The organism is Listeria immobilis (genome assembly GCF_014322765.1).
GTDB classification, from domain to species: domain Bacteria; phylum Bacillota; class Bacilli; order Lactobacillales; family Listeriaceae; genus Listeria; species Listeria immobilis.
Window position 1 is genome coordinate 142,865 of sequence record NZ_JAASTZ010000005.1, and the last position, 11,753, is coordinate 154,617.

The window sequence follows — 11,753 nt, forward strand, 5'->3', positions numbered from 1 at the left end:
CTTTTTTATTTGTTACTATATGTTACCATATCATTAAGAATAGAGGTGTGCATATGTTCGCAGAAAGATTACGAGAACTTAGAAAAGTTGATAGTAAAACGCAACAACAAATGGCTGATCTCCTAGGAGTATCCAGACCTGCATATACTGCGTATGAGCTCGGAAGAAGAGAACCGGATTTTGAAACATTGAATAAGCTAGCTCTTATATTTGGAGTGACTGTAGATTATTTACTTGGAAGAAGTGATTTAAAAGACATTAGTGCAGATGGCTTTACAGCTAAAGAGGAAATGGATATGAAAAAGCGCATGGATGCGCTTAGAAAAGATTTAAAAAATGGAGATGGATTACTGTACGACGGAGAGCCGATTTCTGAGGAAGCAATGGAAAGCATATTGGAAGCAATGGAATTTGCTGAAAAACAAGCGACTCGTATTAATAGAAAATACGCACCTAAGAATAAAAAAAATAATATAGAGTAAAGCGAGGTATTCTATATGTGGGTAAATGAGATGGTGAAAACGCTCAAAAATAAACATAATACATCTGATCCATTTGAATTGTGTGGATTACTTAATATAATTGTTACGCCTTGGAATCTGTCTGAGGATACTAACGGTTTCTATAAATATGTACGAAGAAACAGATTTATCTTCTATAACAGTAACCTTCTAGAACATCAAATCAAATATGTTGTAGCTCACGAACTAGGGCATGCATTGATGCACACTAGATTAAATGCAACTTTTACTAAATCAATCCATTGGTCTAGTTTAAGCAAAATAGAATTGGAAGCGCATCAATTTGCTGTAAATTTGTTATTATCTGATTTAGATATTGAAAATTTTAATACAAAAAAAGAAATATGCCTATATGCTGGCATACCATTAGAGATGGAAAAATATATAAAGGTATAAACGCATTGCGATTATATAAATAACACAATAAGGGAGAAGATGGCATGAAGAAGTTGTTTATACTGATTTTTATTTTTTTGTTATCTGGCGTTCTTGCGTCTTGCGGGGGAAACAATAATGACACGAAGGACAATGATAAAACGAATAAAAATGAAGTGGCTGCGAAGAAAAAGAAACCAGACTCAACAAAGATAAACGAAAAATACCAGGAGCTTTCAAAACCAATTGAACTTGAAGGAATAGGAACAGCTACATTAATTAAAGCTGGATATTCCGATACATTTAATTTAGATGGAACTGATAAACCTATTAAAGCTTATAAATTCTCTGAACTAGACTTCACTGTGTTAGAAACTCACATTTTTAACTTAGACTTAAGCGAAGAGGGGAAAATATCTTTTAATGAAAACGGTCCTTTGCAGTGGATTAGCTTTAAAGTCAGATACTATAATCACTCTAACTCTGATGTAGTAATCGATAATTCTTACACCAGTTTAACAACAACGGGATTTAAAGACCTGGCATACTACTCTACAATGAGTGATGATTTCGGAGGAGTGGAAGATCCTATTAAACCAAATGAAACAAGAGAGGGTCTTATTAATTTTATAGATGATGGGTACAATGATTTTTCAAAAGCTACACTTAATGTGGCTATAAAGTACAAAGAACGAAAAGCCTTTGAGTTTGAATATTTACCCTTGAAAGAATCTATTCAAAAAGATATGCAGAATTAATTAGAACCGCCCTACGGGGCTTTTCTTTTACAAACAAGGAAGAACATACGTACGAAAGGGGAACAAAAATGAAAGCAGCTATATATATAAGAGTATCTACACAAGAACAAGTAGAAAACTACTCTATTCAAGCGCAAACTGAAAAGCTAACAGCTTTGTGTCGTTCGAAGGATTGGGATGTATATGACACGTTTATTGACGGTGGATACAGCGGTTCAAATATGAATCGTCCTGCTTTAAATGAAATGTTAAGCAAATTGCATGAAATAGATGCAGTAGTCGTTTATAGATTAGATCGCCTATCCCGCTCGCAAAAAGATACTATTACACTAATTGAAGAGTATTTCTTAAAAAACAATGTGGAGTTTGTTAGCTTATCGGAAACGTTAGACACTTCTAGCCCTTTTGGACGCGCAATGATTGGTATATTGTCCGTGTTCGCGCAATTAGAACGTGAAACTATAAGAGATAGGATGGTTATGGGGAAAATAAAACGCGTTGAATCTGGACTTCCTCTCACGACAGCGAAAGGGCGTACTTTTGGTTATGATGTAGTTGATACAAAGTTATATATCAATAAAGAAGAAGCACAACATTTACAATTGATATATGATATTTTCGAAGAAGAGAAAAGTATTACTTTCTTGCAAAAAAGACTTAAAAAATTAGGTTTCAAAGTAAAATCTTATAGTAGTTACAATAAATGGCTTATGAATGATTTGTATATTGGCTACGTATCCTATGGAGACAAAGTTCACGTTAAGGGCGTTCACGAAGCTATAATTTCAGAAGAACAATTTTATAGAGTCCAAGAAATATTTTCCCGAATGGGTAAGAATCCGAATATGAATAAAGAATCATCTTCGTTATTAAATAATTTGATAGTCTGCGAAAAATGCGGGTTAAGCTTTGTTCATCGCGTGAAAGACACTGTATCCCGCGGTAAAAAGTATCGTTATCGCTATTATAGTTGCAAAACGTATAAGCATACGCACGAACTCGAAAAATGCGGTAATAAAATTTGGAGAGCTGACAAATTAGAAGAAATAGTAATCGATCGTGTGAAAAATTACAGTTTTGCTACTAGAAATTTAGATAAAGAAGATGAATTAGATAGTATAACTGAAAAGCTTAAAACAGAACATTCGAAGAAAAAAAGATTATTTGATTTATACATGAACGGCTCATATGAAGTTGCTGAACTGGATAAAATGATGGCGGATATAGATGCGCAAATTAATTACTATAATTCGCAAATAGAAGCAAACGAAGAATTAAAGAGAAACAAGAAAGTACAAGAATCATTAGCAGAATTAGCTACTGTAGATTTCGACTCATTAGAATTTAGAGAAAAGCAAATATATCTTAAATCGATTATTAATAAAATCTATATTGACGGTGAACAAGTCACTATTGAATGGATTTAGTGGCTTATTTTTAGTTCCTCGCTTTCTCTCGCTGGTCGTAAGGAGGGAACAAAGCATCTGATTGGTGTAACTCATAAGCCACCTATCATTGTTGACCCTGTAACATCCACATATGCATTTCCAACTGCCTCGCCTACTACCTCAGAGTGCATTTGGATTTTCCCGCAACATATTAAAGAATACCAAACAGTAGGCTATAATCACACTTTAATTAGATTTTCTAATCAACAAACTTTTGAAATTGATATGTCGTTAGCCTCTTTTAATAATCAAATTGCTAGAACTTCCATGCTACATATGAAATTTTCTCAAAAAATGCGTATGATGGAGAGCAATTTCCCTTCGATGAATATGTTTTTCCCACCTGCCACGCTTGCAGCAGAAACAAGACGTTATTACAATACAATGATTTTGGAAAATGATGACCCTACTAACTCAGACAAGCCTAAAAATTAATTAAAGAAAAACCAGGTATACAAAACTACTTGTATATCTGGTTTCCTCTATTATTTCTTATTTTCAATCGCATCTGCAATTCGTTTTAACATTAATAATTCTTCTTCTGAATATGTATATGGCAACTCTAAATACCATTTCTCTAGTTCTGGATTACCAATTAAAGGAAAGGCATTCACTGAATTTTTTTCTCGTAATCCCGCTACATCATCTAATAAGAAATCTGTTGTTGTTCCGAGTGTTTCCGCTAATTTTGCCAAAATAAAGATTGGCGGTCGGTGGTTATCATTCTCATATTTACTAATGGTTGATGCAGTTGTACCAATTTTTGCTGCCAATTGCTTTTGGGTTAATCTATTTTTCTTTCGTAAATGAATTAACTTTTCTCCAAATTCCAATATGCCACCTCTCTTCATTTCTATTATAGCAATTTTTCGGAAAGAATTCGAGAAAACAAAAAAGAAATCGTCTTTTTTGTTTCAAAAGACGATTCCCCAATTTTATACAGTTGGTTTCTTTCGTAAAAATCCGATTAAGGCTGCACTTATTAACGTTCCAATAACAATTGCAATAATATAGAACCATGGTTGAGACACTAAGAAAATAACGAACACTCCACCATGTGGTGCTAATACTTTAATATTTAGGAACATAACGATTGCGCCTGTAATTGCACTTCCAGCAATAAAACTCGGAATCATTCGAAGTGGATCTGCTGCCGCAAAAGGAATAGCACCTTCTGTAATAAATGATGCCCCTAGAATAGAGTTTGTCAATCCCGCATCACGTTCTTGCGCTGTAAATTTATTTTTAAAGACCCTAGTTGCGACAAAAGTTGCAAGCGGTGGAACCATCCCTGCCGCCATTGTAGCTGCCATAATTGCGCTTCCGCCAGTTGCTACACTTGCAGCTAAAGTTCCTGTTGCAAAAATATAAGCGGCTTTATTGATTGGGCCACCTAAGTCTGCCGCCATCATCGCCCCAAGTAACAAGCCTAAAATAACAGCATTTGTTCCACTTAAACTATTTAAGAAATCATTTAACCATGTATTAAGAGCGCTCATTGGTACATTCAATAGCAACATTAATAGACCAACAATCAAAACAGATAAAACTGGATAAAATAGAACTACTTTGATGCCATCTAATGTTTTTGGTAATTTCTTAAGTGCTAATTTCACTAATTCAACAGCATAACCTGCGAGAAAACCACCTACTAACGCACCAAGGAATCCTGCTCCACCAACAGAAGCAACTCCACCTGCTACAAAACCAGCAACTAATCCTGGTCTATCCGATATACTGTAGGCAATATAACCTGCAAATACTGGAAGCATGAAACCGAATGCCACATCACCAATTTGTTTTAACAATGCTGGGATTTCATTATATGAACCTAATTTAGCAAGCTGATCTTGCGGTACTCCAATTAATTGATCCAACATAAAAGCTATCGCAATTGCAATACCTCCACCAATAACAAATGGTAACATATGCGAAACGCCACTCATTAAATGTTTATAAATTTGTTGTCCAATAGAAAGCCCATCAGAACTACTTGTTGTTTCACTACCTTCTTCTGCTTTATAAACAGGTGCTTTACCTGAAATTGCCTCGTTTATTAGCTCTTCTGGTTTGTGAATTCCTGCTGCCACTGGTTTAGCAATAAGATGTTTTCCATTAAAGCGAGGCATATCAACTTGTACATCCGCTGCGATAATTACACCATCTGCATCAGCAATTTCTTTATCAGTCAAACGATTTTCGACACCTCTCGAACCATTTGTTTCAACTTTAATTTTTACGCCTAATTTATTTGCTGTTTCTTGCAATTTCTCTGCTGCCATATACGTATGCGCAATGCCTGTTGGACACGCAGTAACAGCTACAACAGATTTACCAGTATCTGCATTTGAGCTAGGAGTAATAATTGCTTCTTCTGCATCTCCTTGTTCTTTATTGAAGAGGTTTATTACTTCTTCAGGTGTTTTAGCATCTTTTAAACTTTGAACAAATGTTGGGTGAACTAGCAATCTAGAAAGCGCCGCTAAAGTTTCTAAATGAGTTGCGTTAGCACCATCCGTCGCTGCAATCATAAAGAAAAGATGTGCTGGTTGACCATCTAAAGAGTTATAATCTAAGCCATTTTCACTTTTTGCAAAAACAACAGTGGGTTCATCAACTGCCTTTGTCTTTGCGTGAGGCATAGCAATTCCTTCGCCAATACCTGTCGAACTTTGCGCTTCACGTTTCATAATTTCTTCTTTAAAAAGTCCCGCATCATTAATTTTCCCTTTACTCTTTAAGGAAGCAATCATTTCGTCAATCGCCGCTTCTTTTGTCGTTGCTTTTAAAGACATAATCATCACATCTTTACTAAGTAAGTCCGTAATTCTCATTTTAGTTCCTCCCTGCTATTTTAGTTATCTTCACTTGTGGTAATAATTTATTTATCAATTCTGCTTGCGCTAAATCCGTTGAGAATGCTGTAGCTCCACCCGTTGCAACACCTGCTTCAAATGCTTTCAATGGATCTCTTGTCTTATCAAAAGTTCCAATAAATCCAGCAATCATGGAGTCACCTGCTCCAACTGAGTTTTTCAGCTCTCCATTTAAAGCTTTTGCAAAAAATACTTCTTCACCAGTAAATAAAAGTGCTCCGTCACCAGCCATGGATACAATTACATGTTGTGCACCTAACTCCAAGCATTTTTTGCCGTATGGAATAAGTTCTTCTACACCACTCAATTGAACATCAAATAATTCGGCCAGTTCATGGTGATTAGGTTTAATTAAAATAGGTTTATTTGGAAGTGCAGCTAATAATTCTTGTCCAGTTGTATCAATCATAAATTCAGCTTGTTTATCTTGACAGATTTGTATTATTTTATTATAAAAATCATTTCCTAGTGATGGTGGGACACTGCCAGATAAAATTACAATATCATCAGCTGTTATATTATCCATCATAGCCAAAAATTCTTTGATTTCATTTTCTGAAATGGCAGGACCTAAGCCGTTGATTTCAGTTTCTTCTCCATGCTTTAACTTAATATTAATGCGAGTATCATCTTTTATTTTCACAAATCCAGTTTTCACACCTTCATTTTTAAGCCAATCATTAATAAATCCACCAGTAAATCCACCAGTAAATCCTGTAGCTAGGCTTGGGACATTTAATTGATTTAGTACGCGACTGACATTAATACCTTTGCCACCAGGTAATTTGTAATCCTGTTTCATGCGATTTAATTCACCAAGATTTAACTGGTCGATTTGTACAATATAATCAATGGATGGGTTTAAAGTAATTGTATAAATCATTTTTCTACCTCGATTATTTTAGTCTTTTGGATAAAGGATTCTTTTACTTCTAGAGGAATGTAGTCTGTAATGATTGTTGCTTCATCTAAAGAGAACATTTTAGAAAATTTAACTTCTGCAAATTTAGTATGATCTGCTACTACAAACACACGATCAGCTCGTTCTTTTGCGGCACGTTTTACAAAGGCTTCTTCCATATCAGGTGTAGTATAGCCATGTTCCGGATGCATGGCATTTGTACCAATAAAAGCTTTATCAAAATGATAGTTTTTGATGTTATCTAAGGCAACCGCACCAATTATTGCTTTTGTATGCACTTTCATTTTGCCTCCTAAAAGATACGCATCTATACTTTGATGAACTAATTCTTCAATATGTGTTAAACCATTTGTAACTACAGTAATATTTCGATTTGCTAAATGTTTAATTATTTCTAATGTAGTTGATCCTGCGTCTAAATAAATACAATCATTTTCTTCGACTAAACTAGCGCAATACGCTGCAATTTCTTTTTTATTTTGAATGTTTTTGAATGATTTTTCATTCATACTTGGTTCTTGGTTATGCGAGTTAGTAATCTTCGCACCACCATGAACGCGCTCAATGAGACCTTGTTGTTCTAGTTCAATTAAATCACGCCGAATAGTTGATTCAGATGTACTTAACCCTTCCACTAATTCCTGTAATTTAATGACACCAAGTTGCTCAATACGCTCCATAATAAGCTGTTTTCGCTCTGCACTTAACATACTTGTTCCTCCATCCAAAGTTAGTTTATCATCTTTTTCTTTCAAAATCAACCGTTTTCATTCAAAAACAATCATCCATTTCCAAATCCATTCATATTATAGCATAAAAGCCTTTATAAACCGCCATAAAAGTTCAATCATTTATTTTCTTATGCAGTTTTTATTTTTAGGAGTATACTTAATTGGAAGATATATTTGTATATAGGAGGAATAAATATGAGTACAGATTTAACATGGAGTCAATTGGAAAAGTTTTCTAAAAAATGGCGGGAAAATCCTGATAATCTGGTAATCCAAGCTAGTATTATGAAGAATGGGATTAAAGCTGCTACAGAAAACCCAGAATCAAAAGTGGCTGTTCAACCTATCTTTTCTCATGAAGTAACAACAGATAAGGTTTCTAATCAACAACAAAGTGGACGGTGTTGGATGTTTGCAGCACTAAATACATTCCGTCATAAATTGAATGGAACGCTTGGTTTGAAGGATTTTGAGCTGTCACAGAATTATACTAATTTTTGGGATAAGTTAGAGAAAGCAAATTATTTTTTAGAGAATATCATTGAAACTGCACAGGAGGATGAAGATAGTCGTCTAGTTTCGTGGTTGCTTGATACACCTCAACAAGATGGTGGTCAGTGGGATATGTTAGTTTCTATTATTGAAAAATATGGGGTTGTTCCAAAAACAGCTATGCCAGAAACTTTTCAAAGTAGCAAATCCGCTGATTTAAATCATTTATTAAATGAACGCCTTCGTACAGACGCCGTTATTTTAAGAAAAGCAGTTAGGGAGAATACTTCTGTCGCACAATTAAAGGAAGATATGCTTGCAGAAATTTATCAACTTTTAGTGATGTCGCTTGGTGAACCACCAAAAACTTTTGACTTTGAATATCGTGACAAAAATAACGAATTTAAACAAGATTTACAAATTTCACCTACAGATTTTTTCAAACGGTATATTGATATTGATTTAAAGGATTATATCCCACTTATTAATGCCCCAACAAAAGATAAGCCATTTAATCAAGTTTTTACCGTAGATTATTTAGGTAACATTGTTGGTGGGACACCCATTAAATATCTAAATGTTGAAATGGATGTATTGAAAAAAGCTGCTGCAGAGCAAATAAAAGGTGGCGAAACAGTTTGGTTTGGTTGTGATGTTGGCCAGCTTTCAGAGCGAACTAGTGGTATTATGGATACCAATATTTTCTTATTAAATCAAGCTTTTGGTTTTAATACTACGATGACTAAAGCAGAGCGTCTTGATTACAAACATAGTATGCTTACACACGCCATGGTACTAACAGGAATTAATATTGCCGATGGAAAAATCAACCGCTGGAAAGTAGAAAATAGTTGGGGAGAAGCTATTGGCAATAAAGGTTATTTTGTTGCGAGTGATTCGTGGATGGATGAATACACATTCCAAGTAGTTGTTCGGAAAAAATATTTACCTAAAGAATTATTGAATGCCTTTGAACAAGAGCCAATTGTCTTAAAACCTTGGGATCCAATGGGGTCACTTGCTTTTAAATAGCAAATTCTGACTCAACTTCAATTCCATTCGCTATAAAAAGCGCTGCTGCTACGCCGGTACCTTCTTTCGTTTTTCCAGAGAAGGTACCGTCGTAAATAGCACAGCTACCACATGATGGACTATTCTCTTTCATAATTATTTTAGTGATATTAAGTTGCTTCATTTTTGTAAGCGTTAAGGTGGCACCGCGCTTATACTCTTCGGTAACATCGTTTCCTTCGTTATCCATAACTTTTGCACGACCACACCAAACATCTTTACCATCTCCGCCAACTATTTCTGCTGGGTTTCTTGGTATTTCAAGACCTCCAATAATTTCAGGACAAAATGCAATTGCTTCTCCATTCTCAACCATTTGTTTTATTTTTGTAATTTCTTTATCTTGTCCATCATATCTGCATGCAATTCCGGCAAGACAGGCACTTACTGCAATCATTTTGATTCCTCCTTTATTCTTTCTTTTATTTTAACATAAAAAGCCGCCATCTTTATAGAGATGACAGCTTTCAAATGATTAGCTGTTTTGGTAAGCTACAGCAATTTGAGCACCAATTAATGCATTATGTTTTACAAGTTCAATATTTGCTTCCAAACTTTTACCATCTGTTAATTCTTTTACTTTTCCAAGTAAGAATGGTGTTACATCTTTACCGTGAATGTGATTTTCTTCTGCTTCTTTTAAAGCAGTTTGAATAACATCATTGATTACTTTTTCATCCATTGCAAATTCTTCCGGGATTGGATTTGTGATTACTGCTCCACCTTCAATTTGAAGATCCCATTTTGCTTTAAGAGAAGCTGCGATAATTTCTGGTGAATCTGCGCGTAGAGTTAATTCCACATCACTTGAACGTGTGTAGAATGCTGGTAATACATCTGTTTGATAACCAATTACTGGAACGCCTTTTGTTTCTAGGTATTCCATAGTTAAGCTTAAATCGAGAATAGATTTAGCTCCAGCACAAATGACTGCCACATTTGTTTTCGCTAGTTCCTCTAAATCAGCCGAAATATCCATTGTCGTTTCAGCTCCACGGTGTACACCTCCAATTCCACCAGTTACAAAAATGCCAATTTCTGCTAATTCCGCGCAAATCATTGTTGCCGCTACTGTTGTTGCTCCTAATTGTTTTGTTGCAACAAGATAACCAATGTCACGACGAGAAACCTTTGCTACATTTGTGCTTTTTCCGAATAATTCTAGTTCTTCATCAGATAAACCAATTTTTATTTTACCATCTATAAGTGCGATGGTTGCTGGAACTGCACCGTTATCACGAATGATTTGTTCTACATCGCGTGCCATTTTAACATTTTGCGGGTAAGGCATGCCGTGAGAAATAATCGTTGACTCAAGCGCTACAATTGCTTTTCCTTCCGCCTTTGCTTGTTTAACTTCTTCAGATAATGATAGATAATTTTTCATTTGAATTCCTCCAGATCTTTTTGTAGTTGGGAAGTGGATAAATTTTGGCGAACGGTGTATTCTGATTCCAGTGTTCGCGCAGCATTAACGCTCCCTGTCTTTAAAATTTCCTGCAATGATTTTCTTTCTAACCATGCGTAGATAACTGCTGAGCAAAATGCATCACCTGCTCCAGTCACGTCAACGATATCTTCAATCACTATTGCTGGTTCAAAAATGATTCCTTCTTCTATATTTGCAGCTACTGCACCTTTACTACCATTCGTGATAATGACATTTGTTACCCCTAAATCAAGCCATTTTTTTGCAGCTAAATGCCAATCTTCCTCGTTCTCAATTGTCATTCCTAAATGTGTTTCTGATTCATCTCGATTACAAATTAGCCAAGTTACATGATCAAGCCGATCTGGTAAATGAGACATTTTAGGAGAGGATACAGGTACCAAAACTAAGGGGATCATATTAATTTCTGCAAAATTCCCTAAATACTCCAATGTTTCTTTCGGGCAATTCAAGTCAGCAATAATTGCACTTGCTTGACTGAGTAAACCTTCATTTTTGGTTAGTACATCAGGAGTTAGGTGGTTGTATGCATCCATGTCAGCTAGTGCAACCAGTAAATCTCCATTGTTTTCGAGTACAGCTGTATAAGACCCTGTTGCAATACTTGGAAATGCAGCAACATAATCTAAATTCATGTATGTATTACTAGCGCTTTTGACAGCTTCCCAATCTGAATCCGTACCACAAGCTGTGAGTAAAATAACTTCTTTTCCCAGACGCCCTAGATTTTCACCAACATTTCTGGCAACTCCGCCGGCACTTTGCGTTGAACGCACTGGGTTAGACGTAGCCAATTGTGCTTTATCTTTAATATAAAACTTTCGATCAACATTCGCCCCGCCTATACAAACAATCTGCTTTGCTTCATTTAAAATATAGGCTTTACCTAAGATACGACCTTTTTTAATTAGACCGGAAATAAGGTTTGCTACTGTTGGTCGCGATAAATCAAGAATATCAGCAAGCTCTTGTTGAGAAATGTAAGGATTTTTACGGATGGAATTGAAAATTATCTCTTCCTTTTCGTTCATTTTCGCTTTATTATTCTCCACGATATAATGCACCTCCGTTACCAAACTTTTGTTTCTTTTTCAAACACAAGTTTATTA

Annotated in this window: 13 protein-coding genes; 6 read left to right on the forward strand and 7 right to left on the reverse strand. The window is 35.3% G+C overall.

What is annotated here, in order from left to right; translation table 11 throughout:
* Window positions 1-53: 53 nt before the first annotated feature.
* The 5 genes from HCJ50_RS05280 to HCJ50_RS05300 all read left to right on the forward strand — a co-directional run bounded on the left by HCJ50_RS05280 (window position 54) and on the right by HCJ50_RS05300 (window position 3,537).
* Complete coding sequence (locus HCJ50_RS05280; protein ID WP_187127523.1) at window positions 54-482, forward strand: helix-turn-helix domain-containing protein; 429 nt, start codon at window positions 54-56, stop codon at window positions 480-482.
* Between the two features lie 15 nt (window positions 483-497).
* The gene (locus HCJ50_RS05285; RefSeq protein ID WP_185395616.1) at window positions 498-917 is read left to right on the forward strand and encodes an ImmA/IrrE family metallo-endopeptidase; all 420 of its coding nucleotides are present in this window, start codon (window positions 498-500) and stop codon (window positions 915-917) included.
* 44 nt (window positions 918-961) lie between these two features.
* The gene (locus HCJ50_RS05290) at window positions 962-1,654 is read left to right on the forward strand and encodes a hypothetical protein (RefSeq protein WP_187127524.1); all 693 of its coding nucleotides are present in this window, start codon (window positions 962-964) and stop codon (window positions 1,652-1,654) included.
* Between the two features lie 68 nt (window positions 1,655-1,722).
* Complete coding sequence (locus HCJ50_RS05295) at window positions 1,723-3,081, forward strand: recombinase family protein (RefSeq protein ID WP_187127525.1); 1,359 nt, start codon at window positions 1,723-1,725, stop codon at window positions 3,079-3,081.
* Between the two features lie 6 nt (window positions 3,082-3,087).
* Window positions 3,088-3,537 (forward strand): competence protein ComK, encoded by a 450-nt coding sequence (locus HCJ50_RS05300; protein ID WP_187127533.1) that lies wholly within the window; start codon window positions 3,088-3,090, stop codon window positions 3,535-3,537.
* Window positions 3,538-3,587: 50 nt separating this feature from the next.
* Here HCJ50_RS05300 and HCJ50_RS05305 read toward each other — a convergent pair whose 3' ends face one another.
* From HCJ50_RS05305 to HCJ50_RS05320, 4 genes are all read right to left on the reverse strand, one after another.
* On the reverse strand, window positions 3,588-3,935 hold the full coding sequence (locus tag HCJ50_RS05305) for a helix-turn-helix domain-containing protein (protein WP_185346596.1): 348 nt from the start codon (window positions 3,933-3,935) through the stop codon (window positions 3,588-3,590).
* Window positions 3,936-4,037: 102 nt separating this feature from the next.
* Window positions 4,038-5,936 carry a PTS fructose transporter subunit IIABC gene (locus tag HCJ50_RS05310; RefSeq protein ID WP_185346594.1) on the reverse strand — a complete coding sequence of 633 codons (1,899 nt, stop codon included), beginning with the start codon at window positions 5,934-5,936 and terminating at the stop codon, window positions 4,038-4,040.
* A gap of 1 nt (window position 5,937) precedes the next feature.
* Window positions 5,938-6,861, reverse strand: coding sequence for a 1-phosphofructokinase (pfkB, locus tag HCJ50_RS05315; protein WP_185346592.1), 924 nt, complete (start codon window positions 6,859-6,861; stop codon window positions 5,938-5,940).
* Window positions 6,858-7,610, reverse strand: coding sequence for a DeoR/GlpR family DNA-binding transcription regulator (locus HCJ50_RS05320; RefSeq protein WP_185346752.1), 753 nt, complete (start codon window positions 7,608-7,610; stop codon window positions 6,858-6,860). Before HCJ50_RS05320 ends, pfkB begins: the two co-directional genes overlap by 4 nt.
* 216 nt (window positions 7,611-7,826) lie before the next feature.
* Here HCJ50_RS05320 and pepC point away from each other — a divergent pair, with 216 nt between their 5' ends.
* Entirely contained in the window at window positions 7,827-9,155 is a 1,329-nt protein-coding gene (gene pepC / locus HCJ50_RS05325) for an aminopeptidase C (protein ID WP_185346590.1), read from the forward strand.
* Here the strand turns inward: pepC and HCJ50_RS05330 are convergent.
* From HCJ50_RS05330 to HCJ50_RS05340, 3 genes are all read right to left on the reverse strand, one after another.
* A complete protein-coding gene (locus HCJ50_RS05330; RefSeq protein ID WP_185346581.1) occupies window positions 9,148-9,591 on the reverse strand; it encodes a DUF523 domain-containing protein in 444 nt (147 codons plus the stop codon). The two genes, pepC and HCJ50_RS05330, sit on opposite strands and share 8 nt — an antisense overlap.
* Window positions 9,592-9,669: 78 nt before the next feature.
* The gene (locus HCJ50_RS05335; protein WP_185346579.1) at window positions 9,670-10,581 is read right to left on the reverse strand and encodes a pseudouridine-5'-phosphate glycosidase; all 912 of its coding nucleotides are present in this window, start codon (window positions 10,579-10,581) and stop codon (window positions 9,670-9,672) included.
* The gene (locus HCJ50_RS05340) at window positions 10,578-11,696 is read right to left on the reverse strand and encodes a carbohydrate kinase (RefSeq protein WP_185395612.1); all 1,119 of its coding nucleotides are present in this window, start codon (window positions 11,694-11,696) and stop codon (window positions 10,578-10,580) included. The genes HCJ50_RS05335 and HCJ50_RS05340 overlap by 4 nt, the downstream gene beginning before the upstream one ends.
* Window positions 11,697-11,753 lie beyond the last annotated feature (57 nt).

Bases quoted from the DNA above. Each gene is read 5' to 3' on its own strand.
- HCJ50_RS05320 (WP_185346752.1), bottom strand. From the start codon at position 7,610: ATGTTAAGTGCAGAGCGAAAACAGCTTATTATGGAGCGTATTGAGCAA.
- HCJ50_RS05285 (WP_185395616.1), top strand. From the start codon at position 498: ATGTGGGTAAATGAGATGGTGAAAACGCTCAAAAATAAACATAATACA.
- HCJ50_RS05280 (WP_187127523.1), top strand. From the start codon at position 54: ATGTTCGCAGAAAGATTACGAGAACTTAGAAAAGTTGATAGTAAAACG.
- HCJ50_RS05295 (WP_187127525.1), top strand. From the start codon at position 1,723: ATGAAAGCAGCTATATATATAAGAGTATCTACACAAGAACAAGTAGAA.
- pfkB (WP_185346592.1), bottom strand. From the start codon at position 6,861: ATGATTTATACAATTACTTTAAACCCATCCATTGATTATATTGTACAA.
- HCJ50_RS05330 (WP_185346581.1), bottom strand. From the start codon at position 9,591: ATGATTGCAGTAAGTGCCTGTCTTGCCGGAATTGCATGCAGATATGAT.
- HCJ50_RS05335 (WP_185346579.1), bottom strand. From the start codon at position 10,581: ATGAAAAATTATCTATCATTATCTGAAGAAGTTAAACAAGCAAAGGCG.
- pepC (WP_185346590.1), top strand. From the start codon at position 7,827: ATGAGTACAGATTTAACATGGAGTCAATTGGAAAAGTTTTCTAAAAAA.
- HCJ50_RS05290 (WP_187127524.1), top strand. From the start codon at position 962: ATGAAGAAGTTGTTTATACTGATTTTTATTTTTTTGTTATCTGGCGTT.
- HCJ50_RS05310 (WP_185346594.1), bottom strand. From the start codon at position 5,936: ATGAGAATTACGGACTTACTTAGTAAAGATGTGATGATTATGTCTTTA.